The sequence below is a fragment of the Fervidobacterium riparium genome, assembly GCF_025370035.1.
In the GTDB taxonomy this organism is placed as follows: Bacteria; Thermotogota; Thermotogae; order Thermotogales; family Fervidobacteriaceae; genus Fervidobacterium; species Fervidobacterium gondwanense.
The window spans coordinates 752,313-777,688 of record NZ_CP009277.1 but is presented as its reverse complement, the minus strand read 5'-3'; the positions used below and the strand labels follow the sequence as shown (position 1 = coordinate 777,688).

Below are 25,376 nucleotides of genomic sequence, written 5' to 3'. Positions count from 1 at the left end.
ATATAGTCATTCTAACTTTTTTAATATATCAACTAACATCCAATAGAGTTTTTCATATTCTGGGTATTTGCTCTTGAAAATTAGTGCTTCTTTCTCAACAACTTCCCAGTCGCCGCGCTTTACAGGACCTGTGAGTGCATCAGAAAGCTTTTTTTCAGAAATATTCTCGCTTACACTTTTGAGAAGTGTCGATATGATTTTTCGGGATTGTTCATCTGAAAACCCTATGTCTTTATATATGGAACTTGAAAGGTACGAAAGTGCAACGGAAAAATTGCTCACAATGACTGCAGCTAAGTGGTACAGTGGTTTTTCTTCTTTGCTGATTTCAACAAACGTACCACCGAGCAGTGTTATCAAGTCCTTCGCAATTTCTGTTCCCTTTTTAGTTCCCTCTATACCAAAAATAATGTCCTTAAAATCTTGCCATTCACTTGATACTGCACAGTTTGGATGCATTGAGGCTGGTGACCAGTCGGAAGGAAATATATCTGATGTCAAGAAACCACTGAAGTGTAAAGCTGTTATATCACCAATTTTTCCGCTTAACAGTTCTTCGGCTCTTGGAAGTGTAGAGTCGTTTAAACCAAGCAAAACCGTGCCGTTTAAAAGAAATTCATCATCGTACGTCTTCGGCACGGCGTTTATTTCTTTAGAAAGCTTTTTTGCTTTTTCAATGTCCCTCGAGATGACGTATCCAAACTCTACCTTCCCGAAAAGAGCATGTGCAATAGATGATGAGACTCTTCCAACACCAACGATGTTAACAATATCTGAAAATCGATAGTTTAAATAGATGGCTTCTTCCTTGGTACAGAGACGTTCAGAAGTTGTGATATCGTTCAAATGAAAACCACACTCCGAAAATGAGGAATTTTAGTTTTTCTCCTTTTTAAGTTCGCAGATTTTGTTGATGACATTTTCAACGATCACATCCACCCTATCCGTTTCGCTTAAACCTTGCGAACTGACAAGTTGCGAGATTTTCTTACCTATCAAAACCTCGACATGCTTTTTCACTCTGCGGAGTTTTCTGTTCACAATTTCCCCGGTTTCATTTATTTTTCTTTTATGATTCTCAATCTCCGTATGCATCTCGTCAATCCCTTTACCAGATGTCGCAACTGTGAGTACTATTGGTTTAACTGTTTCGGAAAATTGAAGCACCATTTCGAGATTCGTCTTCAAAACATGAGCGCCCTCGATGTCTGATTTGTTTATTACGAAAATATCTGCTATCTCCATTATTCCCGCTTTCATGAGCTGAATTTCATCACCAGCGGCTGGAGAGAGAACCAGGACAACGGTATCGGCAACGTAAGCTATATCTATTTCACTCTGCCCTGCTCCGACAGTTTCGATTAGAATATAGTCGAATCCGTAGAGTTTGTAAAGCGTTATTACACCAAATACGGCATCGTTCAATCCACCGACGTTCCCGCGACTGCCCATGCTTCGTATGAAAACACCACTGTCGGTAAAATGCCTCTTCATTCTAATCCTATCACCAAGCAGAGCACCGCCAGTAAATGGACTCGATGGGTCAACAGCGATGATGCCTACCTTCTTGCCTTCCTTTCTCAGACGCGCAACATAAGCATCTGTCAGCGTACTTTTTCCCGCACCGGGGCTTCCGGTGAATCCGACTATATGCGAAGAAGATTTATTAAGCTGCTCCCAGTACCTCGACTCAACATGAAAAATGACTTCTGGGTCAGACTCCACAAGCGTTATAGCCTTTGCAAGTCCTATTTGGTCACCATTCAGTATCCTTTCGCAGTAATGAAAGATATTTTCAACATCTATGGACTTTTTCACTTATTACGCAACTCCTTGTTCGACAACTTCTTGTATCTTTTTCACAACTTCGGAAATAGGCGTTCCAGGTCCAAAAACAGCTTTTATTCCCATCTTTAACAATTCCTCAGCATCGTCTGCTGGAATGATGCCACCAACGAAAACAGGAACGTGGAAATCGTACTGATCCATAAGCTCAAAGACTTTCTTACAGACACTCATATGTGCGCCTGAAAGTATTGAAAGCCCGATTATATCAACATCTTCCTGCATAGCAGCTCTCACAATTTCCTCAGGAGTCTGTCTTAAACCGGTGTATATTACTTCCATACCTGCATCTCTAAGACCACGAGCGACAACTTTCGCTCCTCTGTCGTGTCCATCAAGACCGGGCTTAGCAATCAACACCCTAATTTTCTTATCCACAAGCGCTCACCCCTTCCGATAAAATCGATACTTTTATTTAGTTTTATTCTATCACACAAGATAAAAGATTCAAAGTAGAAAAAAAGCCCAAGAGCCTTGAATTAGAGTTTCGATAAAACGGAAAGTTCTTTTCAGACGTTTTTTGGCATCGTTCTCTACTTACACAAAATCGCATGCAAACTTACACCAAGGTTTATTGGGATTTGAAAAAATCCAACTTATGTGTTAAAAATTTACAATTACTTTACTAAAACGTAATGTATTTTCGTGCTTAAACAGTCTGTTTAGGTGTAAAATTAATCAAATACTATCAAATATTCTAAAATATGATAAAGATTGTCTATTTACGATTTTGAAAGATTTTTTAATTGTTATTTATCTTTGCACCCAGTACGCTACGTCGGTTTTTAACGCTCGCACTTAGGGAGGATTCGAAATGATTAGGTTTCTCGGCGATTTCTCTATAGGTAATTGCAACGAGCTGGAATTATCTAAGAACGAATTGATAGCTCTTGCCTATTGTGCGGTCAAAGAGAGATTTTACATAAATGAGTTATATGATATTTTAGAAGAAAAAGGACGTTATGAAATTGCATACGTAAGGAAGATCTTAAAAAATCTAAGAGCGAAGGTGTGTGATAATGTTGATATAAACGTATCTGAAGGAAGAATTAGCTCAGAATTTAGAGACAGCTGTGATATAAAAGTTTTGCCTAAGGAAGTTGAGAAGGTGGAAGAGAAAATGAAACACAGTGCTTTGGAAGACACGGATATTGAGTCTTTATTGGCACTTTATCGTGGCCACTTTCTTCCATTCATAGAAAACCTTTGGGTCGAGAGTTATAGAGACATGCTTAAATCTATAGTCTTCTCCCTATTTTCAAAATTGTACTTGTCAAAGACTCTTTCTTCAGCATCAAAGTTAAAAATGTTAAGAATTTTTCCCGAATTGCAGATGAGCGTTATAGACTTGAGCACCTTGGAAAGCCTCTCTGGTTATGTTCGTGTCAACATTGGTGATTATGTCTTTGGAGTTAATGAAGAATTGGGGATTTTGAGAATTACGAACATACCAACGGATATGCTTTTAAATCTAATTAAGGGTTGCAGTGAAGTTTCGTTTGTTGGCGATAATGAAGTGGTATTAGTTGTGAATTCCGAAACTATACACGCTTTGATCAAGATGAAGAAAGAATGATTGAACCGTCAACCCTGGTTCAGGGGTGGTTAAGGTGATGTACATCAAGTTTTTCGGAGATTGGAAGGTGTATTCTAATGGAAAGTTGATTAAAAAATTCAAATCCCAGAAATCATTGAAGATCCTATTTTACCTTGTACTATCTGGAAGAACGAGAGTATCTGAGGATGAACTTTTCAAAACTTTCTGGATTAGATATAACAAAGATTATGCCAAGAAGAACCTAAATACTCTCCTGTGTTATTTGAGAACAGACTTAAAATACCTACCGATTATCTAAGCGGCGAAAGGGATTTTGTGCACATTGCGCAGAGTCATTTTCAAAGTGACTACAAAGAGTTCCTTGAAGCGGTAGAATCGGGTGATTTGAAGAGAGCAGAAAGCATGTACACCGGTCCTCTTTTAGATGGTATCAACGATGATTGGGTGAAAAAATATAGACTAACCTGCCAGAAGATGTTTGAAGAATTAAACTATCCTGCCTCTCAAAAGAACCTCGATAAAGAAAATAATCCAATCACAAAATTAAAAGCCATCCTTGAACAGCAGAAATTGACAAGAGAAAAGCATTTCATACCATTACTTCTCAGAAAAGACGAAGTAATATTTGGATTTTCGGTCAGAAAAGGCGACATTTTGGTTGATTTTGAAGACATTGTTATCATTGTTTTAGAAAAAGGGACAAAGTCGTATGAAAAAACTATCAAAGGTTTCTTAAAAAGGGCAGGGCTGACTGAACAAGCTGTAAAGATTCTTGATGAAAATGGTGTTTTAGAAATAATAAAAATCAGGAATAGTGATTCTTATGAAAAAAAGGATTTTTCAAATTAACGTCCATTAGCACGAAAGGAACGGAGGGATTTGCGTATGAATTTGAGAGTTTTCATGATTTTGGTATTTACGTGTTTTGTAACTCTTCTCTTCGCCTTAGAAATATCACCTAACCTCATATATCAAATTGAGAGTGCGAAATATCAATTCTCTTACGAACTCTACGTAAAGAACGATATACCTTACGAAAGTAAAGTTACTGTCGAGGTAATAGATTTCATAACTGATGGTCGAAGCTATTCGTTCGACGAACCGGACTATAAATACAGTTTGAGAAATCACGTGTCGGTAAACGAAAAAGAGATCATTTTAGCTGTGAACGAACAAAAGCCTGTAAAGTTGGAATTCAACGTGCCTCAGAATTTTCCGGGTGCGACTGGTGTCTTCGCATTGCGGATTTCTCAGGAAAGTACCACTGGCGGTAAGGTACAGATACGCCTAAATTATATAGTACCGTTCTTTATAAGGTTCACGGTTGTTCCGATATTTCAATCAGTTAAAATTAAGGATATTTCAGTGAGGGATCTCTCTTTAGAGCCAGACGATGAATATGGAAATTATGGTTCATTGATTACACTTGAAATTGAGAATAATGGAAATATCGGATTAATACCAAAAGGTTCTATCTTAGTTTCAGCAAGAGAACTAAAAACAACGATAGCTGAGGTTCCTATTGATTCATTTGATCTTGTTGTCTTTCCTGAGAAAAGAACTTACTACACATTTTACATACCGTGCACGCTACCGTCTGGAACGTTAGACATCAACCTCTCTGGAAAATCATATGGTCTTGATTTTAGCACAAGTGCTTCAAAGAAAATCGAGAATAAAAACAACCTGATGATAGTCAAGACAGAACCTCAACTTGTTATTTTTAACGATAAGAACAAAAACACAGTATACAGTTTAACAATAAGCAACCTTTCTTTTATCAAAGATTCGATCATACCAATTGTCAATTCAGATGAACTCTCGTTTATCCCCAAAAAGTCCATAATCTATCCTTACAGGACCACTTCATTCAATGTTAGAACATCAACAAAAGACTTTGGTTTCTCAGGAGACAGGATATATGAAATAAAATTCCAAGCAGAATCGTCAACAACTTTGAGGAATGTTCAACCTGCGTACGTAGTATTGCGAGGCAAGACTATAAATGCCTTGTTAGAAGGTCATTTAGAATCATCCCAGTTTGGTTCAAGTTTGGTAGTAAGCAACGAAGGGAATTGCGTTGTACAGTTCGATGTTATGTACGGCAACCAGAAATTGAACAGCGAATCTTTGGTTATCTTCCCCGGGCAGACACTCACCATCGATTTTGGGACAGTTATTAACAAGAACCAACTACAAGTGAAGTACGGACCTTATGGAGAAAACACAACTAACTCGCTCGAAGACTTTTGATGGATCTTTAAAAACCTTCGAAGGAGGGATTTTGTGAAGAGAATTTCACCGGTTCTTTTAATTATTTTGATTATGATATACTCTCTACCTTTTTTGTTTGCGTTGGAAGTATCGTTTTTCAACACTAATATAAAAGAGGCTTTGAATATTCTTTCACTTGATACTGGTGCTGTTATCATTTACGAACCAAATATCAGTGGTGCAGTTACGATACAAGTAGATGCTGATTTTGAAAGAGTCCTCGATTTGATTTTAATGCCTTACAATTACTACTGGACTAAGCTCGAAAACGTATACTTTGTCGGCATCTCGGATGTAAACGCATCTTCTTTTTTAAATACTGCTAAATTCTATCAGATACCGCTTAGGTTTTGCTCTGCTGAGAAGATCATTGCTGTCATGCCGAAGGCTCTTGAAAGTTTCGTTTTGAAACCCTTTGAGCAGAATAATCTTTTAGTGTTTGCACCACCGCCGATAGCTTCGAAGATTGCGAGCTTTGTTTCAGATATCGACAAGCCGAAACAAGCTTACGAAGTTTATGTGAAGATTACGGATATAAGCGAGGCCTTTCTCTTTAACTTCCGGCTCGATTTCTCGTCCTCACGCCAGTCAATCTTTGCGCCGAATTTGTTGCAAATTCCAATTTCTGATACAAACCTAAATATTCTTCTTAACAACAAGGAAGACTCGGAAGATTTTAAAATCATATACGAAGGTAAAGTCCAAGCTTTAAGTGGTTATCAAACAAAGATAACGGCTCAGAGAAGTATTACGATTTCAAAATTCGGAGATGGTAAATTAACAAGCGGGCAGAATATAACAACAATGGAGATGACCATAACCCCAAGATTTTTGTACAACAGCTGTGTAATGGAAATCTCTTTGAAGTTAGATGGAATTCCAGATGCCAACGAGTTGAACTTTGAAACAAGGGGTGCGATACTTCAGTCAACAGTTAACTTGGAATACGGGAAGGTTTACTTGGTTGGATCGTTTAGTTATGACAAGAGTGTGCAAAAGGAAGGTGGAATCGCATTTCTTAAAGATTTGCCGATAATAGGTAGTCTTTTCAAAAGCTATTACATCGAATCAGAGAAAAGATATGTTATGTTCCTTGTAATCGTCGCAAGAAGTATAGATTTGTTGTCGAATATGAACGAATATGTTCAAGAATCAGGAGTTGATGGAAAATGAGAAGAAGTCTATACAGTTTGCTCTTTTTTCTTATCTCTTCGTTTTTATTTTCCGTTGGCATTTCGGTCACTCTTGATTTTACAAATACGCCTCTTTCTGAGATTCTCGATTTCATATCTTCAGAAACCAGTTCCGTCATAGTTTACCCTTTAGAACTCTCTAAACTTAAGATTACTATCAACTTGAAAAACGTTAATATAGAGACTGCGCTGAAAATGTTGCTTCTAAATCTCGGCTTTGATTTTGAGAAAATCGATTCAGAAACTTATGTCGTTTTTTCGCAGACACGGTATTACCCAAGATATATCACAAACTACGAGCCAAAATACCTGGACCCGTTTACTATCAAAAGTGTTTTGGACACTTTAGACATTGAGAATTATGTTTTTGAAAATCGAAATGTGTTTTACTCGGCGAGCAATCAGAAGGCAGATGAATTGCTTTCTATCATTTCACAGCTCGATGTAAGGAAGGATTCCAAAGATTCTTCGATTCTTTTGGTAAAGCTGTTGTCGATTTCAAAAAGCGAGTTCACGATTTCAGCAAACAAAAATGCTAACCAAAGTATCGACAAATCTAATATAGCATACATTTTGCCAAGAATCGTTGAACGAGTGAGCGAATATTCAAGAGAATATTGCTACATATCTATCCCGATCTACAAAGCTCAAGTTGAAGAGTCAACCTTGCTTTTGTCAGAAACCATCGCTGCAACAATGACAATAGAAGGTGGTTTTGGACAAGTTACTGTACGGTTGATCAACAAAGATGGTACCGAGTTTATTAAGTTCGGAACAAAAGAAGCTGAGGGGACACTACCGCTGAACAGTATACCGATTTTGAAGAGTGCAGAGGAAAAGATTAAATTCGGAGAAGGTCAGGGCACAGGATACTCTATATTGGAGTCTGGACAATATCTGATATACTTGGAATTCTACAAATTGGAAATTGAAAATACTGATGAAGTAAGAAATTATACGTATGTAGAGAAGAAAGATAACTACAATCTAACAAAACTAAAAAGCGATATTGAACTAACATACAGCAGTTCATCGACCATACTGTCTATTCAGAATGAAAGGAACAAAGCATCGGTTGTTGTAAGCAGTCAAGACTTTTTACCTTTGTATGCAGAGATACTAACAAGAATAGTGGATAATACTTTCATAGGAATTGGGTTTGAGGTATCAAGTTCAAAGATCTACATTTTGGTACACGACAAGATTACTCTTCCTCTTTTTGAGATTTATCCAAAAATAGGATATTCGATAAATGATAATTCATTTGCAATCACGGCAGAAATAGACTTTGTTATCTCTTTTGGCGATTTCTCACTCGTTCCATTGATAAAATTCGGAAACCAAGGGAATGCATTTTATGAAACCACGGGATATGGAGTGACAGCAAGATACAGAGGGAAAGATTATGAATTCAGATTAGGAACTTTATGGTCAGGTCAGTTTTTTGCAGTTACTGGAGGAATTTCTTGGTGAGGAAAGCTTTTTTAGCTCTTTAGCCAATTAGTCAGAACGGAAAAAAAGTAAATGAAAGGACCACTGGAGATTCTTCTTTTTCAAGTTCTTCCAAGTTTATGATGAAGAAAACAGAAGTCATTCTAAACTGTTTTCTCGGATTGAATTCAGTAGCTTGGCTCAAAGATATGACTTTATTACCTAACCTAATTGTTATAGGTATTCTCATTTCTTGAGCAACACCGTCAGTGGATAAAACGTCCACAGAAAATTTGAATTTCTTACTTGATTCTAATGTGATGCTTCCCACAACCGTTTTTAAATCCATTTGCTCGGTTAGAATCTGCTGACTTTCATCGTAGTCCATCGAGATTTTTATTGCCGGCTTTACAGTGAAAGTAAGTACCTGACTCCAGACAGCTCCGCTTGGTCCAAATATTATATGAACTGGACCATTAGAAAACAACGAAAGTGGTATTAAAACAACAGAAAGCACCAAAAACAATCTTTTTGTCAAAAAATCAACCTCCGTTATACCAGGGTGCTAAAAATCAAAACGGCAAAAATACAAACGTTAAAGACACTTGGAAGTCTCCAGCTGCTTCATCTAAATCGAAACGCAGAGATAGAATTCCTCTTATGAAGTTATTTATTTTTGTTGGTTTATCTTGAGACATTGATATTTTGGTGTTGCCTATGTTAACACTTTTAACGACCACATCTTGAGAATCCAATACGACAGGTTCAACATACATCTTAAATCTGCTCACCGAAGCATAAATATAAATTTCTCCAACTGACGCTGTTTTGGTGTATTCACTTACTACAAAAGTCTGGCTCTCATCGTAATACCAAGTAATTGTTATTATCTGCTCAGCAAAAGTCCGCTCAGCGCAGAATAGATAAGATATGATCAAAAGCAAAATCGCTAATACCTTGAACCGCTCAATGCTGTCACCTTTTTCGAACTGTCGTTTTATTATCATTCTCTTGATCACCTTCTTATTACTACCATCTTCTCGCTCTAAAATTATACCACTTCCTACGAAACTGTTTAAATTAAAAGAGGGCACGAAGCCCTCTTCTTTCAGTTTTTATTAAAATCATATCCTTAATCAAAACGGCAAGAAGGTAAAATCGAGTTTTACGTCAAAGTCATCTTCAATGTCTGTATAACCTGTAAACGTTACACTTAATACACCGGCAAGAGACTTTGTAGGAACTTCTGTTGGACTATTAGCATTGTCTGAAAGAACTTGCGTGCCAACTTGGACTGCAGAAATTCCTAAGCCAGTAGGAAGTTGGTTGCCTATAGCGTAGTAAAGTTTGAATTTCTTATTAGACCAGAATTGAATATCTCCAACACTTGCAGTTCCGGTATCATAATCGACTAAGAATGTTGATGACACATCGTATTCCCAAGTAACAACGATTTTGTGTTTTACTGAAAACTTGAGCGTCTGTGACCACTGTCCACTTGAACTCATTTGAATGGTGGTGCTTCCAGCTGCTACGAACTCCGTAAAGACAAGAACTATCAAGAGAACGATTAATAACTTCTTCATATCTCATCCCTCCTTTCTTGAAACGCTTCTCCCTTTACGCAAGTATAGTCCCATTATTTACAAAGGTAAACCATTCTATAACCATGTATAGGAAAATGCAAGGAATAAGTATTAAAAAACGCTTAAATCATAATCAAAAAATAAATAAAAAGCCGATGGTCGTCCATCGGCTTGAATTCTTGAATTTTAGATTATCTGAATTTTACCCATCTTCCAAAGATTATTCGAGTTCAATCATTATTTGTCCAGTATCTACGTTGTCTCCTTCTTTCACGAGTATCTTCTTAATAACTCCCGGTTTATCAGCTACGATGTCGTTCTCCATCTTCATCGCTTCGAGTATCAGAACCTTCTGACCGTACTCAACTTTTTGTCCTTCCCCAACCAGTATTTTCAGTATCACACCAGACATCGGTGCCACTATTTTCGCACCAGCACTTGTGCCGGAACTTGATGGTGCTGTTGGTGTAGTTGGCACAGTTGGTGTTGTCGGTGTTGTCGACGGAGCAGATGTTCTCTGCATTTGTTGTGTGGGTCCTGCAGCTACTTGCTGAGTTGATTGCACTGGTTGTGTTGGTTGAGATACTTGCACAGATTGTTGCACTTGTGCTCCCAATTCTTCGACCTCTACGACGTACTCTTTTCCATTCACCCTAACAACGAATTTTCTAATCATCTATTTCCACCTCTCCAACCATATGTTCTCCATTCATCCCATCCTCTAATACCTTTGTGCCTTACTTTACTTTCTCCTTTAGACACAGGTCTTATACTTCTTACGACGACGTTCGTTCCTATCGTTGCGTAAATTGCTGCAAATATTGCCGCTATTTCTTCGGTATTATCTAAATTATCTAAAGCCTCAGAGATTTTCGCTTCGCTGAATAGTTTTTTCCCTTCATCGGTTTTTTTAGTCGCTGTCTCAACAGCTTCTCGAGGTTCTTGCGAAGGCAATTTCACTTTTTTGTTCTTGCTTACACCAAAAAGTTCCATCAGCTTGAAAACAAAATAAAGAACAACGAATATGGCAAAAACTGCTGTAACTCCTACTATCATCACTACTAATTCTTGTGGCATGAATCAATCACCTCTTAGCTTCTTAACTATTTTTTCAATCTAACGATCACAAAGGTATGTTGCCATGTTTTTTCCTCGGTCTTGATTCTACTTTTGTGGCACTGTATTCGAGAGCTTTTTCGATCCATTCACGCGTTTCTCTTGGGTCGATGACAGCATCTATGTATCCTCTTGAGGCTGCAACATATGGATTTGCGAAGAGCTGTCTGTATTCTTCTATCTTCTGCTTTCTTGTTTCTTCTGGGTTTTCTGAAGCGTCTATTTCTTTCTTGAATATGATATTCGCCGCACCATCTGGTCCCATGACCGCAATTTCGGCTGTTGGCCATGCGGCAACAAAGTCAGCGCCAAGGTGCTTGCTCCCCATTGCAATGTACGCCCCACCGTATGCCTTTCTGAGAATTATCGTAATCTTCGGAACAGTTGCCTCGCTGTATGCATAGAGCAATTTTGCACCGTGCCTTATTATTCCGCCATGTTCTTGTTTGACTCCTGGTAAATATCCAGGCGTATCGACAAATGTAATTATCGGTATGTTGAAAGCGTCTAAGAATCTTATGAATCTTGCCGCCTTATCTGATGAGTCTATGTCGAGCACACCGGCAAGATAATTTGGCTGGTTTGCGACTATACCGACCGATTTCCCGCCAATCCTTGCAAATCCAACTACTATGCTCTTTGCGAAATGCTCATGCACTTCGAAGAACGTTCCTTCGTCAACTATTTTCTTTATAACATCCCTAACGTCAAATCCTTTTCTCGAATCGATAGGAACTATTGTGTGGATATCAGAGATATTGGGCGTAACATATTCTTCTTGTGAAACCGGTTCTTCCATGTTGTTTTCAGGAATGTAAGAAAGCAATTTCTTGACCATCTCTATAGCCTGTCTATCGTCAGAAGCAAGGAAATGCGCATTTCCGCTCTTTGAGTTGTGCACATAAGCACCACCGAGGTCCTCTTTCGATATATCTTCTCCTGTCACTGCCTTTATGACGTTGGGACCCGTTATGAACATCTGGGCAGTCTGGTCCACCATCACTACAAAATCCGTTATCGCAGGAGAATACACAGCACCACCTGCACACGGACCGGAGATAACCGTAATCTGCGGTATAACTCCCGATGCAATCGTGTTTCTGAAGAATATCTCTCCGTAACCGTATAAAGAATCAACACCCTCTTGTATCCTCGCACCACCTGAATCATTAATACCTACAAGAGGTATTCCCATTTTCAACGCAAGGTCCATTATTTTTACTATCTTTTTTGCATGCATCTCGCCTAATGAACCGCCCATTACGGTAAAGTCCTGGGAAAATGCAGCAACGGGTCTTCCGTTAACTTTTCCAATACCGGTGACAACGCCATCAGCTGGTAACTTCATCTTATCGAGTCCAAAAGTTGCGTTTCTGTGTTTTACGAATTTATCTATCTCTTCGAAAGTGCCTTCGTCAAAGAGCAGCTCAAGTCTTTCCCTTGCTGTCAACTTCCCTTCGGCATGTTGCTTTTCTATCTTATCTTTTCCACCGCCAAGCTCTATTTCTTCCTCCATCTGTTTAAGCTTTTCAATGAGTTCGTCCATCAATTCCCACTCCTTCCGATACATCTATCAAATCAGTTAAATCAACTAACAATTCAATGTTCACCTTCAACTAATTCAACAAGGACCCCACCTGTTGTCTTCGGGTGCAGGAAAAGAACACGAGTACCGCCCGCACCTTTTTTCGGCTCTTCAGACAAAGGTTGCAGTCCGTTCTCTTTAGCAAGTTTGACTGCCTCATCTATCCCATGGACGTTGAATGCTATATGGTGAATTCCCTCGCCCTTTTTCTCGAGAAAGCCTGACACTTCAGAGTTTTCGTTCATCGGCTCAAGAAGTTCTACTCGAGTGTCGCCAACTTTGATAAAATACACTCTCAAACCTCTTTCAGGAAGCTCTTCTATTTCTGTCACTTCCAGTCCTAAGAAATCCTTATACAACTTCAGCTTCTCTGAGGCATCTCTTACAGCGATGCCTATGTGATCTATTCGGTTAGTGTGCACAACAAGTCACCCCCAAAAAGTCTATTAAAAGTTTATTAAAATTATCCCTTGGAATCTACTTCTATTTTACAATACACTCTTGGTGTGTCAAAACCTGCCAAACGGTTATCAAATCCATCCAAGTGCTTTTGCCGTGCGTTTCATAAAGTTTTTGAGTGCATTCTTTCCAACTTCTGTTTTTGCATATATATCCAAAAATTCATTCTTTTCACAACGTATCACTTTAACAGCCCCAACAGCGATGCACGTTTCAGAATAAGGTTCTCCGACGAGAGCCTCAAGACCAAAGACTTCAACCATATCAGCTGCTTGATCACTACTAACGAGTGTTTCATAACCACCTACGATAGCTTTAACGGTTCCAGTCTTGATTATATAAATGTAAGGCTTTCTGTCATCTTTTTCTATGATCTTCTCACCGTCGCTGAATTCAAGAGTTTCCACGCAACATCACCTCTAAAACCCGCGCAATCTTTGAATACCTTCTGTAAATGATGTTACCTTCATCCTTGTATATGCTCTCAAGAGTTTTGACCGCTTCGTAACAATAGTCTTTAAGATGAGAGTACCTTAGAAGCACCTTTTTCAGCAGAGATTTCGCTACGTACCTGTCGTTCAGCACTATGTAAACTTTGGCCGCTGTTTCTATTAAAAATTTCGCACCAATCTGCTCGTCTGGAAATTTGTCTGAGAATTTCTTTACCAAATTGACCTTTGTGATTAGCTTGTCGTCCTCAATGCTCTCTATAAACTTGATCGCTTCTTCTTTATTCTCCGGCAATTCCCCTCCTGATAAAGTTAAGAGCGATTCAACTTGTTCAAGGTACTCATCTAAATCAGGCGTTTCGAAATTAAAATCATCAAGAACTATTTTGTCTAAATCCACAGATGTTTCGTAAAGGATCTTCCTAAGTTCAAGAATCTTATTTATTATATTTTCGTATTCATCTTCAAGTGAAACGTCAATTATCTCGCTTTCCTCCAATGCAACGACATCCTCTTCCAGCGGTATCTCAAGAAGATACTCGACCAGAGCAACATAATCACCCTTCGATATATCGTGATATGTCTTATTCCTTGTTTCCCTAATGGTTCCGTACTGAATTTTAAAAAGCTTCTTTGGAATTTCTCCACTTTTGAATATCACGCCCTCGATTTTCATGCCTACTCACTCACCCAGACAGATTTTTTAATCTCTCTTTATTTTTAATTTTGGTTTTTTCTTACCATCAGCTGTTTTGTCTTCTACAAGTTTAAATTCATCATGAATTGTGCTGACTCTTGCAAGTTCCTTCTTCGATTCTTCTTCTGCTTTATTGTCCACCCTTCTCAAATTGAGTAGGTAAGAAACCGCAAGTTCATAATTTCGCGACATCATATCCGTGAACATCGCGTACGTCTCTTTCTTAAACTCAAGAACTGGATCCTTTTGTCCATAACTTCTCAATCTTACAGACTCTTTGACATGCTCCACTTCTTCAAGGTACTGTCTCCAGTTTTCATCAATAATCCTTAGTACAATAAACTTTGCGACATGTTCAAAATCTTCGCCAAATTCTTTCTTCTTCTCCTCGTACCATCCTCTGATCTGCGCCGTTAAATCGGCTTTCAGTTTTTCAACATCGTCGATTTTTTCGTTTATTTTGACATAATCTTTTATTACGGCAAAGGAATTCTTCAACCCTTCTAAATCCCATTCAATTGATGAACAGAATTCATCGATTCTCGACTGGACAAAATTCTCAATCGCCTCGTTTATGAAATTATCAACGTTGTGTTCAAGTATGTAATCTCGATAACCATAAATCGCCCTTCTTTGTGTGTCTAAGACGCTATCAAGTTCAAGTAAGAATTTACGAACTCCGAAGTTTATGCCTTCAACTTTCTTCTGAACCTGTTCGATGAGTTTTGTCAAAAGCGGATGGTAAATTGGCTGTCCGGGTTCTATCTTGACCATGTCCATAACTTTTTGTATCCTGTCTCCACCGAAGATTCTCATGAGATCATCTTCGACAGACAAGAAGAATATAGACTCTCCCGGATCGCCTTGTCTTCCTGACCTACCGCGTAGCTGGTTATCTATCCTTCTGCTCTCGTGGCGTTCAGTACCTATAACGCACAAACCGCCGAGTTCCTTCACACCTGGACCTAACTTGATGTCCGTTCCTCTTCCAGCCATGTTAGTTGCTATTGTTACCGTTCCTTTTTGACCTGCTTGGGCTATGATCTGCGCTTCTTTTTCGTGGTATTTCGCATTCAAAACTTGATGTGGAATCTTTTCACGCCTCAGCATCTCGCTTAACCTTTCACTTTTCTCAATCGACGTCGTTCCAATGAGAACAGGCTGGCCTTTCTCGTATCTTTTCTTAATCTCTTCAACGATAGCTTTGTATTTTTCGTCTACGCTTCGGTAAATCAGGTCGTCTCTGTCGTTTCTAATCATAGGCTTGTGCGTTGGGATGACAACGACTTCAAGACCGTATATCGATTTAAATTCTTCCTCTTCCGTCTTCGCAGTTCCAGTCATACCGGCGAGTTTCTCGTACATTCTGAAGTAATTCTGGTAAGTTATAGTTGCATACGTAATACTTTCTTCCTTTATAGGCACTCCTTCTTTCGCCTCTATCGCTTGGTGCAAGCCTCCACTGTAACGTCTTCCTGGTAGAACGCGCCCTGTGAATTCATCGACGATGAGGACTTGTCCGTTGTGAACTAAGTAATCAACGTCCTTTTTGAAAAGATGTATCGCTTTCAGAGAATTCGTTATATGGTAAATACTGTTCACGTTCGCCGGATCGTACAAATTATCAACGCCAAGTAATTTTTCCAAAAATTCGATGCCTTCATCTGTGAGGAGCACCGTTCTGTGCTCTTCATCGAGTTTAAAGTGCTTGTCTCTCTCAAGTCTTTTTGCAATCTGATAGAATTGTTTGTAAACGGAAGCATTGTTCTTGGAAGGACCGCTTATGATCAACGGCGTTCTTGCTTCATCTATGAGTATGCTATCGACCTCGTCGACTATCGCATAGAAATGTCCGGTTTGGACTTTGTCCTCGAGCGAGATAACGAGATTATCTCGCAGGTAATCAAACCCAAACTCAGAATTCGTTCCGTATGTAACATCGCACCTGTAAGCTTCTTTCTTACTTACCTCAACGATATCAACTTCAAAAGCTTCAACGGCTTTCTTAACTTTTGCCTCATCGGATAGAAATTCTCCGTCGAAATCATCGGGCCAGACGCAGTAATTTTCTTCGAGTCCTTTTTGAGCTAATTCCGGATTTTTCCAAACTACCTCGTACGCTTTACCAGCGGTGTTTATAATTCCAACCCTCAACCCAAGTGCGAGGTAAATCGGTCCCATCCACATGGCATCCCTTTTTGCAAGATAATCGTTAACGGTGACCATGTGGATATTTCTGTTCATCAAAGAATTGAGCACAACTGGTGCGGTTGCGACAAGCGTTTTACCTTCACCGGTCTTCATCTCAGCAATTTTACCTTTGTGGAGCACTATTCCGCCTATAAGCTGCACATCGAAATGCCTCATTCCCACGGTACGCCTTGCAACTTCTCTTACAAATGCGAAAACCTTTTCCAGATGTTCGTCGAGTTCTTCAAGGTTCTGGATCTTTCCTTTATGTTCTAAGATATAGTTCTTCATTTCTTCGAAAGACATTCTTCTCACTTGTTCTTCCAGGGCGTTAATTTTCTCTACCAACTTTCGTGCCTTTCTTATTTCAGACTCATTCTTGTCAAAAAGTTTTTTTAACTTGCTAATCACGTCTTTTTTCCTCCTTAAATCGTTAATTCACTTACCTATAATATTCTACCACAAAAAAGAAAAAAGGTCATCCAAGCGAGGATGACCAAAAGACAAAAGTATCTCAAAAATCTATGCCTTCGAGGAGCATATTGTTAAGCTCGTTAAGTATCTCGTGAGGTGCTATGAGTTCGCCCCCTACCCTACTTAAAAGTCTCATTTTCGTTCCAGGTCTTATGAGCTTTGCAATTTCGCCTGCGTACTGCCCAAGATTCATCTCCGCAACAAGGACGTTTTGAACACTCGAAAGCTTTTTCCTCATTTTCTCTATTGGGATGGGCCATATTGTTATCGGTCTGAGTAAGCCAACCTTTATACCTTCCTGCCTTGCCATTTTGACAGCTTCCTTTGCGGACCTTGCAACCGAACCGTACGCAACTATTATTGTTTCAGCATCTTCAGTCATAAATTCTTCACATTCTGCAATCTTGTCTATGTGAAGCTTTATCTTATTCACAAGTCGCCTGATCAATTTTTCAGCAGTCTCTGCCGTTGCCATTGGGAAGCCGGATTCATCGTGCACGAGACCGGATACATGGAATCTCGCCTTACCCATCTCAACCAAAGTTGGCGGTAAGTTTTCAGCATATTCACTCTCACTGAAAGGTACGAACAATTCTTCCTCTTCGAGTTCTCTTGATGTTAGTCTTTCTACAATTTCTATTTCACTGTCAGGTGGGAGCATAAAGTTCTCGTACATGTGTCCGAGCACTTCGTCCATTAACAATATTACTGGTGTTCTGTACTCTTCCGCTAAGTTGAAAGCCTTGATCGTGTATTTATAAACTTCTTCAACAGTTGAAGGATAAAGGGCAATGATCGCATGGTCTCCGTGCGTTCCCCACCTTGCCTGCATTATATCTCCTTGTGCTGGCTTTGTTGGCATACCCGTTGAGGGACCACCACGCATTACGTTCACAAATACAGTTGGCGTTTCAGTCATAACTGCGTAACCTATGGCTTCTTGCATTAAGCTGAACCCGGGACCACTTGTCGCGGTCATAGACTTTGTACCTGCAAGCGAAGCACCAATTATAGCTGCGGCACTCGCTATTTCATCTTCCATCTGTATGAAAACGCCACCAACTTTTGGGAGTTCTCTTGCCATCGCTTCGGCTATTTCGGAAGATGGGGTTATCGGATAGCCTGCATAAAATCGGCAACCAGCCCTTATGGCACCGTAGGCACAGGCTTCATTTCCTTGCCAAAAGACCATGCGAGAATTTTTAGGCATTTTCAACACCCACCTTCTGTTCAGCTTCTTTTTCAATACTGGAGTTTTCTGGTTGTATCTCAACTATGTTTATAACGAAATCCGGGCAAAGGTTTTCACACATCATACAACCTATACAAGTGCTGTGATCTGGGACTGCAGGTTTATTTAATTCTCCTTTAATAATTGTCTTTGTTGGACATATATGATAGCAGATTCCACATGCTTTACACCACTGATATTTGATTTCCACCCTGTACTGCTTTTTTGCCACGAGGGTTTACCTCCTTTTTTACATTTATAGTTTATTACTTAAGCATCGCTAAGAACATACCAGCCGCCACAGCTGTACCGATAACACCAGCAACGTTCGGTGACATAGCATGCATGAGAATGAAGTTTGTTGGATCTTCTTCCTGAGCTATCTTCTGTGCAACCCTTGCTGAGTCAGGAACTGCCGAAACACCCGCTCCACCAATCAACGGATTAATCTTATCTTTCAAGAAAAGGTTCATGAGTTTTGCAAAAAGTATTCCCGAGATAATGCATGTAACAAACGCAAAAGCTCCCATGCCAAATATCAAGAGCGATTTCGGACTGAGGAAAACATCGGCTCGAGCAGACGCTCCGACAGAAAGACAGAGCAAGATCGTCGTAGTATCCAGTATGTATTTACTCGCTGCTTCAACCAATCTTTTCACATTTCCAACTTCTCTGAGAAGATTACCGAACATCAAAGGACCGACAAGCGCTAAGGATTGCGGAACTATCAACGCCGTTATAACAGTTGTAATGATTGGAAACACTATTTTCTCTGTTTTTGAAACTTTTCTCGGTGGTTTCATCCTTATCTTTCGCTCATCTTTTGTTGTAAGTAATTTAGATATCGGAGGCTGCAAAATAGGTATCAATGCGATATACGAGTAAGCAGAGATAGCGATAATAGGTAGCAAATCCGGTGAAAACTTAGTTGCTAAATAAATCGACGTCGGACCATCCGCACCGCCTATTATTCCTATCGCCGCTGCCTCAGGGAACGTAAAATGGAAAGCTCTTGCTAAAAGAAATGTTAAATAAACACCGATTTGAGCAGCACCGCCAAGGAAAATAGTTATCGGGTAGGAAAGCATAAATGAAAAGTCCGTCAACGCACCTATACCTAAGAATATAAGCGGCGGGTATATACCCAGATCAAGTCCTTGCTTTATGTAATACAAAAAACCACCTGGAACTAATCCACCATTTTCTAAAACCTGAGGTTCAGCCAGAACACCAGTCGCAAGTAAAGGAATATTCGAGAAAATTATACCGAAAGCAATAGGAATTAAGAGAAGAGGTTCAGCATCTTTTTTCACAGCAACATACACCAGAACACCAGCGATAATTAACATGAAAATATTACCCATAGTAAGCTGTGCAAAGCCCGTACTTTGGAAAAACAAAGCGAACTGATCCAGCATATACTTAGCCTCCACTATTAATATTTTTGTTTTATCTCATATTTTAGTATACTATTAATACATCTTTTTTCAATAAACAAGAACGAGCTTAAAATCAAAAATAGGCAAGCTATAAACGATTTATTATATTTTTCTTGCCCATAATGTGAATTTGGCAATTATAGGCAACTATAAAGCCACACACAAGACTATTTAAATATTCTGGGCTTCACAATGCCATCTTTCATAACGAATTCTCCACGCGAGACTACTGTGCTAATTTTCCATGATTCTAAATCAATAACCACAAAATCTGCATCATATCCTTTTGATATCTTGCCTTTTTTCATGTTAAAAACTTTCGCGGGGTTGGTCGTTGATATCTTCAGTGCATCTTCAAACGGAACGCCTTTTTCAACCACACGCTTGAGCGTATGGGGAACAGATGATACACTTCCAACAGATAGCCCTAAGAATCTACCATCTTTGTCAAATCTCGGAAGACTTCCTTGTCCATCTGACGAGATAGTGACATTATCGAGCATTTTGTTCTCATAAATCTCTACGATGCAGTTGACTGTATTAAATGATTCGATTTCATTAGGCAACTCTTCTGGTTGCAAAGCGGTTAGATCTATCGTTCCTCCTCTTTTGACAAATTCGAGTCCTTGTTCAAAAAGTGTTCTGCTCCGGCTCATGTGCGTGGGGTACAGGTGGTGGATTGGGATCTCGGTTGTATCGATAAGCTTGAAAAGATAATCTATCCCAGCGTTCCCGACTCCTACATGGAAATTAACAATTCCGGGCTTTCCAGACAAGAGCGACGCAACTCTCGTATCGGCTACAACTCGAGCAATTTCTTCAAACGTTGGCTGGGAAGATCTATGATCAGAAATCGCTATTTCACCAACGCCAACAACTTTATCAATTAGGACTATATCCTTCATCACTGAACCTGTGAAAGTGACAGGTGGCATTCTATATGAGCCTGTATAAATATAGGTATTTATCCCTTCAGTTTCAAGCGATTTCGCCTTTGCGTACAAGTTTTCAAGGCTTCTCGTGATCCCATCAGTTCCAAGGCAACCAATCACTGTGGTGATACCATTTTTTACACACTCGGAAAAGTCCAATTCAGGCGTTCGCGTTGCAAACCCGCCTTCTCCGCCACCACCTGTTATATGCACATGAGGATCGATCAAGCCTGGAATCAAATACAAACCATTTGCATCATAGATTTCTATTTCGAAAGGCAGTACATCGGTATTTATACTTTCGCCCACGTACAAAATCTCTTTATCGAATACGATATCTTTGACGCCTAAATATTCCGGGGCAAACACTTTCGCATTTTTGAATATCTTTACCATCGCACTTCCTCCAAAACAGCTAATCCTCTACGAAATGATCGTTCCATCAAATGATACTTTGAATCCAAGATGCTTAGCTTCTTCTATTACTCTCTCGGAATTTACATCGACAAGATACGCTATATCCCTTACGGTTATTTTTGTCTTGCCAAAGAGTTCAGAAAAGTACTTAAGCGCGCTTATCGTTCTTTGAGCTGGATTTGATTGATACCGTATCTCAAGTAATCTCTTGACTTGCGATATCCTTCTCAGTTGAGACTCGCATATCTTCAGTATAAAACCTGGGTTTGTAGTGATCGTCTTGTTTATAACCTCGGCATTGAGCGGGATGAATGCGGTAGGTGAAAGCGTGTACAGTGTGACCATTCTTACTTTTGAATCTAAGAAAGCACCCTCACCCACGAATTCTCCAGGTCCAACTATTGAGAGCAGTATTTCTTTATCCTCAAAAAGTTTTACAGCCTTCAGGTATCCTTTCAGTATCAAGTATCCTTCCAACGCTGCCTCACCTTCGAGCGTAACTATGGTGTTGGCCGGAACAAATAGACCTGCTTTCATGTACATTTCAAGTATCTCCTGCTTCTGACCACCTTTGAAGAAATTAACAAGGTACACATATGAAAGCAAATCGCCGTATTCGTTTGGATTGAGCCTTTTGAAGTGTATTTCGGCTCTTTCAGGATCCGTTAGCATGCTCAGGAGAGTATGCCATACCATTATCTCCTTTTTGAGCTCTTCATTTGTCACCTGAGCCATCATCTTAGCAAATATCTCCATCGCTTCTCTATAATAACCACCCACATAAAACCTTTTGGCTTGCAAAATGTCTTGAAAGATATTATCAGTCAATTTATAAGCCCCCGGGTGCAGTCTATTGAAAAATCTTAGTTTATCGGGTCCAACGTATTCTGGTATTTCCCGAGATTCTGCAAGCTCTGAATCTATAACCAACAATCGCTGGGCTATTGAGGAAACCATACTTCTCAATATTCTGTCAGAATATTCGGATGAAAGAATTTCACTTGGATTCACTGAATAGAGGGTAGTTTCTGAAAGTGTAACAACGCTCTCTTCTGACGGGATATTATAAATGCCCCATTCACCGATTGTACCGCTTTCTATTTGTTTTTCTTTTCTAAAGAGTTTTGTGCTAATGGAGCCGTTAACTATGTAGTAAATTGATTGCGGAACCTCGCCTTCTTTATATATAACACTGTTCGGAGGATAAGTGATGAGCTTCATAATCCTCACCTCTAATGTGCAAAATTAAACCGGGTGAGAACCACCCGGTTTGATTTTATCATATCACCGCCAATTTCTTCCCAACCTTTTCAAATTTTTCAAGTGCAAAGTCGAGATCTTCTTTTGAGTGTACCGCACTTATCATTACTCTTATTCTTGCTTTTCCTTTTGGCACCGTTGGGTATCCTATCGCTTGAGCGAATATGCCTTCTTCAAACAGTTCTTTACTGAATTGGCTTGCAACCTTTGCATCGTAAAGCATTACTGGCGTTATCGGTGTCTGACTTACGCCAAGGTCAAAACCCAGCTTTCTCATTTCAGTTTTGAAGTATGAAGCATTATCCCAGAGCTTTCTGACTCTTTCGTCGCTCTCTTGGAGTATCTTGACCGCTTCAAGACACGCAGCCACATCTGCCGGTGTAAGGCCCGTGCTGAACAAGAATGGTCTTGCTTTCTGTTTCAAGTACCTGACAAGCGTTTCTTTACCTGCAATGTATCCACCAAGCACGCCGAACGCTTTCGATAACGTGCCTATTTCCATATCAACTCTGCCGTGCAACCCGAAATGATCCACTATACCGCGCCCACCACGTCCAAGCACACCCTCACCATGTGCGTCGTCGACCATTACAGCAGCTCCGTATTTGTCTGCAAGCTCGACTATCTCAGGCAGTGGTGCTATATCTCCATCCATACTGAAAACACCATCAGTAACGATAAGTATTCTTCTTGCTTTCTGAACATCTCTCGCTTCCTTAAGCCTTGCTTCGAGTTCGTTCATGTCGTTGTGTTTGTATACATACCTCTTGGCTTTTGAAAGCCTTACACCATCGATTATACTCGCATGGTTAAGCTCATCGGAAATGATAGCGTCTGATTCATCTCCAAAAATTGTCGGGATCGCTGCTTGGTTTGCTATAAATCCTGACTGAAGGAATATCGTAGCATCGGCACCTTTAAATTCTGCAAGCGCTTTTTCGAGTTCTTCGTGAATTTTCATCGTACCAGCGATCGTTCTAACAGCCCCAGGTCCAACACCCCATTCTTGGGTTGCTTTTATCGCTGCCTGTTTCAGCCTTTCGTCGTTAGCAAACCCGAGGTAATTGTTCGAACAAAGATTAAGTACTCTCTTGCCATTGATTACAATCCATGCTCCCTGCGGTGATTCCAACGTGCGGATATTTATCAAAAGTCCCTCATTCTTAAGAGCTTCCATTTCATCTTCGAGAATCTTGTAATCGAACATACAAACCCTCCTTTTCCTCTACGGCACATTAGTCAAGATTAAGAACAACTTTTCCGCATTGCTTATTGAGCATCAATTCAAATCCTTTTTCCCACTGGTCAAATGGAAGCACGTGAGTCACGACTTTTGAGAGGTCAACTTTCTTTGTCCTCAACAGCTCATCTGCGATTCTCCAAGTTTCGAACATGCGCCTTCCGGTTATGCCGTACATTGTGAGGCCTCTCATAGTTAGCAATGCATCGATATTGATATCGATCTTGCCGCCGAATATACCAAGAACGGATACCTCTCCGCCCATCGTCACGCATTTCAAACCATCTTCAAATGCTTTTCTATTTCCGCTCATTTCGAGCAATACATCGACACCATCGTCAAGCAATTTATAAACTTCTCTTACAAGATCCTTCTCCGCAGGATTTATTACTACATCTGCTCCATTTTCTCTCGCCATTTGGATTCTAAGCGGATCAACCTCGGAAACTATTACCGTACTTGCTCCTGCAACTTTAGCAACTTGTATCGCCATTAAGCCTATCGGACCAGCACCTGTTATGAGTACAGTCTTTCCGAGAAGGTTTGTTACGGAAGCTGTGTGTATAGCGTTACCAAACGGCTCCATTACAGACGCGAAATCCAGAGGTATCTCTTTTGAAAAGCGCCACAGAACAGTTTCTGGTATAACCGCGTACTCTGCAAAGATACCGTTTGTATCCACGCCAAGTATTTTCAAATTCTTACAGATGTGCATTCTTCCCGTTTTACACTGATAGCAGTGCTCGCAAGGAATGTGCGTCTCCGCCGCAACTAAATCGCCCACTTTAACTTGTGTTACCGCACTACCTACCTCTACAACTTCACCAGCCATTTCATGTCCGGTTATCAGTGGTGGGATGATTCGAGACTGCGACCATTCATCCCATTTGTATATATGTATATCCGTACCACATATTGAAGCACGCCTTATTTTAACAAGCACATCTCTTGGTCCAAGTTCCGTTGGCTTTTCAACTTCTGTCATTACAAGCCCTGGTCCTGCTGTTTGCTTCATTATAGCTTTCATTGTTACTGTCCCCAATTTAACCGCCTCCTTTGTTTAAAAGCTTTTCTTCTGGCAATACAATTATACAACCTCGGAGTTTATCGAAAAACTTTCGCAAAGCTGAAATAACTGAGCATACAGAAGAAAATTAGCAATTCGAACGTTATTAGTACAAAAATTCACTTATTTTCAGCCATATGCACTTTTATAATCCATTATCCAAATTCAGCATAGTCTTGCACATAGTCGATATCGTTGACTTTCACGCGTTTTCCTTCCATCTCAATAATTCCAAGCTTCTCAAGCTCCACAAACACCCTTGAAAGCGCAGGGCGTGTGGCGCCGAACTCTCTTGAAAGCTCTTCTTTCGTCATATCAAGTGTAACAACAGGACTTTTCTGCTCTTCCATTAGTCTCACAAGATATGAACACACTTTTTGGACGAGGTTTTTCATTGTTATTTCATAAAACCTATCGGTGATGAAGACAAAAGCATCGCTGACGTATCTAAGGTAATTCCTCAGCAGTTGCTCGTTTTTCATCATGTATGAAACGAACCTATCCTTTTCGATGCTTAGGAAAACAGAAGGTTGAGCGGTTTCGACATCAACAGGGTACTTGGCTTCCGTTGAGAATATAACCGCAGCTGCGAGCAATTTCGGGGCGAACATATGGTCAATTTGTAAAACGTGGCCCTCTGGATTTGTAAAAAGCCCAAACGCTTCACCTTCAACTAAAAACAACATCTCATCGCACTCATCATTCCTTGAACGCACCAGCTCTTTCGAATCGTACCTTTGAATTTTCGCATACCGCATAAGTTCTTCTATGCATTTCTTCTCAACACCGGCAAATACCTCGCACTTTTGAAGAGCTTCTATGTATTTTTCCATAAAGTTCCCTCCGTTTGAGACACGACTATTTCTCTAAAATTGTAACATAGGTTACGGAATTATATTTGAAGTTATATTAAACTTATCTTGGAAACCTCAGG

Annotated in this window: 27 protein-coding genes; 6 read left to right on the top strand and 21 right to left on the bottom strand. The window is 39.8% G+C overall.

Annotated features, from left to right (window positions below):
- Positions 1-6: 6 nt before the first annotated feature.
- The 3 genes from IB67_RS03480 to IB67_RS03470 are packed head-to-tail and all read right to left on the bottom strand — an operon-like array spanning position 7 to position 2,223.
- Positions 7-846, bottom strand: a complete 840-nt coding sequence (locus IB67_RS03480; RefSeq protein WP_245789545.1) for a Rossmann-like and DUF2520 domain-containing protein — start codon at positions 844-846, stop codon at positions 7-9.
- 30 nt (positions 847-876) lie between these two features.
- The gene (gene meaB / locus IB67_RS03475; RefSeq protein WP_084634373.1) at positions 877-1,818 is read right to left on the bottom strand and encodes a methylmalonyl Co-A mutase-associated GTPase MeaB; all 942 of its coding nucleotides are present in this window, start codon (positions 1,816-1,818) and stop codon (positions 877-879) included.
- A gap of 3 nt (positions 1,819-1,821) precedes the next feature.
- A complete protein-coding gene (locus IB67_RS03470) occupies positions 1,822-2,223 on the bottom strand; it encodes a cobalamin B12-binding domain-containing protein (RefSeq protein WP_072759270.1) in 402 nt (133 codons plus the stop codon).
- A 436-nt stretch (positions 2,224-2,659) separates the two neighbouring features.
- Here IB67_RS03470 and IB67_RS03465 point away from each other — a divergent pair, with 436 nt between their 5' ends.
- From IB67_RS03465 to IB67_RS03440, 6 genes are read left to right on the top strand one after another with little or no spacing between them, the layout of a single operon-like run.
- Positions 2,660-3,421, top strand: a complete 762-nt coding sequence (locus tag IB67_RS03465; RefSeq protein WP_072759272.1) for a hypothetical protein — start codon at positions 2,660-2,662, stop codon at positions 3,419-3,421.
- 37 nt (positions 3,422-3,458) lie between these two features.
- The gene (locus IB67_RS03460) at positions 3,459-3,701 is read left to right on the top strand and encodes a hypothetical protein (protein ID WP_072759274.1); all 243 of its coding nucleotides are present in this window, start codon (positions 3,459-3,461) and stop codon (positions 3,699-3,701) included.
- Between the two features lie 17 nt (positions 3,702-3,718).
- Positions 3,719-4,252: a hypothetical protein gene (locus IB67_RS03455; protein WP_072759276.1), complete on the top strand. Its 534-nt coding sequence runs from the start codon at positions 3,719-3,721 to the stop codon at positions 4,250-4,252.
- A 36-nt stretch (positions 4,253-4,288) separates the two neighbouring features.
- A complete protein-coding gene (locus IB67_RS03450) occupies positions 4,289-5,656 on the top strand; it encodes a hypothetical protein (RefSeq protein ID WP_084634374.1) in 1,368 nt (455 codons plus the stop codon).
- A 33-nt stretch (positions 5,657-5,689) separates the two neighbouring features.
- Complete coding sequence (locus IB67_RS03445) at positions 5,690-6,850, top strand: secretin GspD/PilQ domain-containing protein (protein ID WP_434223473.1); 1,161 nt, start codon at positions 5,690-5,692, stop codon at positions 6,848-6,850.
- Positions 6,847-8,343, top strand: a complete 1,497-nt coding sequence (locus tag IB67_RS03440) for an STN domain-containing protein (protein ID WP_072759282.1) — start codon at positions 6,847-6,849, stop codon at positions 8,341-8,343. Before IB67_RS03445 ends, IB67_RS03440 begins: the two co-directional genes overlap by 4 nt.
- A 31-nt stretch (positions 8,344-8,374) precedes the next feature.
- Here the strand turns inward: IB67_RS03440 and IB67_RS03435 are convergent, their stop codons facing one another.
- From IB67_RS03435 to IB67_RS03350, 18 genes are all read right to left on the bottom strand, one after another.
- The gene (locus tag IB67_RS03435; RefSeq protein WP_072759285.1) at positions 8,375-8,839 is read right to left on the bottom strand and encodes a hypothetical protein; all 465 of its coding nucleotides are present in this window, start codon (positions 8,837-8,839) and stop codon (positions 8,375-8,377) included.
- A gap of 34 nt (positions 8,840-8,873) precedes the next feature.
- Complete coding sequence (locus IB67_RS03430) at positions 8,874-9,308, bottom strand: hypothetical protein (protein WP_143145288.1); 435 nt, start codon at positions 9,306-9,308, stop codon at positions 8,874-8,876.
- 129 nt (positions 9,309-9,437) lie between these two features.
- Complete coding sequence (locus IB67_RS03425) at positions 9,438-9,887, bottom strand: hypothetical protein (protein ID WP_072759289.1); 450 nt, start codon at positions 9,885-9,887, stop codon at positions 9,438-9,440.
- 220 nt (positions 9,888-10,107) lie between these two features.
- Positions 10,108-10,563, bottom strand: coding sequence for a biotin/lipoyl-containing protein (locus IB67_RS03420; protein WP_072759291.1), 456 nt, complete (start codon positions 10,561-10,563; stop codon positions 10,108-10,110).
- Complete coding sequence (locus tag IB67_RS03415; protein ID WP_072759292.1) at positions 10,560-10,964, bottom strand: OadG family protein; 405 nt, start codon at positions 10,962-10,964, stop codon at positions 10,560-10,562. Before IB67_RS03415 ends, IB67_RS03420 begins: the two co-directional genes overlap by 4 nt.
- 46 nt (positions 10,965-11,010) lie before the next feature.
- Positions 11,011-12,549 (bottom strand): acyl-CoA carboxylase subunit beta, encoded by a 1,539-nt coding sequence (locus IB67_RS03410; protein ID WP_072759294.1) that lies wholly within the window; start codon positions 12,547-12,549, stop codon positions 11,011-11,013.
- A gap of 53 nt (positions 12,550-12,602) precedes the next feature.
- The gene (gene mce / locus IB67_RS03405; RefSeq protein WP_072759296.1) at positions 12,603-13,010 is read right to left on the bottom strand and encodes a methylmalonyl-CoA epimerase; all 408 of its coding nucleotides are present in this window, start codon (positions 13,008-13,010) and stop codon (positions 12,603-12,605) included.
- Between the two features lie 108 nt (positions 13,011-13,118).
- On the bottom strand, positions 13,119-13,454 hold the full coding sequence (locus IB67_RS03400) for a cyclic nucleotide-binding domain-containing protein (RefSeq protein ID WP_072759298.1): 336 nt from the start codon (positions 13,452-13,454) through the stop codon (positions 13,119-13,121).
- Positions 13,441-14,172 carry a cyclic nucleotide-binding domain-containing protein gene (locus tag IB67_RS03395; RefSeq protein WP_072759300.1) on the bottom strand — a complete coding sequence of 244 codons (732 nt, stop codon included), beginning with the start codon at positions 14,170-14,172 and terminating at the stop codon, positions 13,441-13,443. Before IB67_RS03395 ends, IB67_RS03400 begins: the two co-directional genes overlap by 14 nt.
- Before the next feature lie 27 nt (positions 14,173-14,199).
- Positions 14,200-16,794, bottom strand: coding sequence for a preprotein translocase subunit SecA (gene secA / locus IB67_RS03390; protein WP_464309275.1), 2,595 nt, complete (start codon positions 16,792-16,794; stop codon positions 14,200-14,202).
- Positions 16,795-16,897: 103 nt separating this feature from the next.
- On the bottom strand, positions 16,898-18,067 hold the full coding sequence (locus IB67_RS03385) for a 2-oxoacid:acceptor oxidoreductase subunit alpha (RefSeq protein ID WP_072759303.1): 1,170 nt from the start codon (positions 18,065-18,067) through the stop codon (positions 16,898-16,900).
- Positions 18,060-18,320: a ferredoxin family protein gene (locus IB67_RS03380; protein WP_072759305.1), complete on the bottom strand. Its 261-nt coding sequence runs from the start codon at positions 18,318-18,320 to the stop codon at positions 18,060-18,062. The genes IB67_RS03385 and IB67_RS03380 overlap by 8 nt, the downstream gene beginning before the upstream one ends.
- Before the next feature lie 34 nt (positions 18,321-18,354).
- Positions 18,355-19,506 carry a sodium ion-translocating decarboxylase subunit beta gene (locus tag IB67_RS03375; RefSeq protein WP_072759307.1) on the bottom strand — a complete coding sequence of 384 codons (1,152 nt, stop codon included), beginning with the start codon at positions 19,504-19,506 and terminating at the stop codon, positions 18,355-18,357.
- A gap of 188 nt (positions 19,507-19,694) precedes the next feature.
- The gene (gene iadA, locus IB67_RS03370; RefSeq protein WP_339746295.1) at positions 19,695-20,855 is read right to left on the bottom strand and encodes a beta-aspartyl-peptidase; all 1,161 of its coding nucleotides are present in this window, start codon (positions 20,853-20,855) and stop codon (positions 19,695-19,697) included.
- Positions 20,856-20,882: 27 nt separating this feature from the next.
- Positions 20,883-22,097: a cyclic nucleotide-binding domain-containing protein gene (locus tag IB67_RS03365; RefSeq protein ID WP_339746293.1), complete on the bottom strand. Its 1,215-nt coding sequence runs from the start codon at positions 22,095-22,097 to the stop codon at positions 20,883-20,885.
- 58 nt (positions 22,098-22,155) lie between these two features.
- A complete protein-coding gene (locus IB67_RS03360; RefSeq protein WP_072759313.1) occupies positions 22,156-23,343 on the bottom strand; it encodes a glycine C-acetyltransferase in 1,188 nt (395 codons plus the stop codon).
- Between the two features lie 28 nt (positions 23,344-23,371).
- Positions 23,372-24,403: an L-threonine 3-dehydrogenase gene (gene tdh / locus IB67_RS03355; protein ID WP_072759447.1), complete on the bottom strand. Its 1,032-nt coding sequence runs from the start codon at positions 24,401-24,403 to the stop codon at positions 23,372-23,374.
- 194 nt (positions 24,404-24,597) lie between these two features.
- On the bottom strand, positions 24,598-25,275 hold the full coding sequence (locus IB67_RS03350; RefSeq protein ID WP_072759315.1) for a Crp/Fnr family transcriptional regulator: 678 nt from the start codon (positions 25,273-25,275) through the stop codon (positions 24,598-24,600).
- Positions 25,276-25,376: the final 101 nt, after the last annotated feature.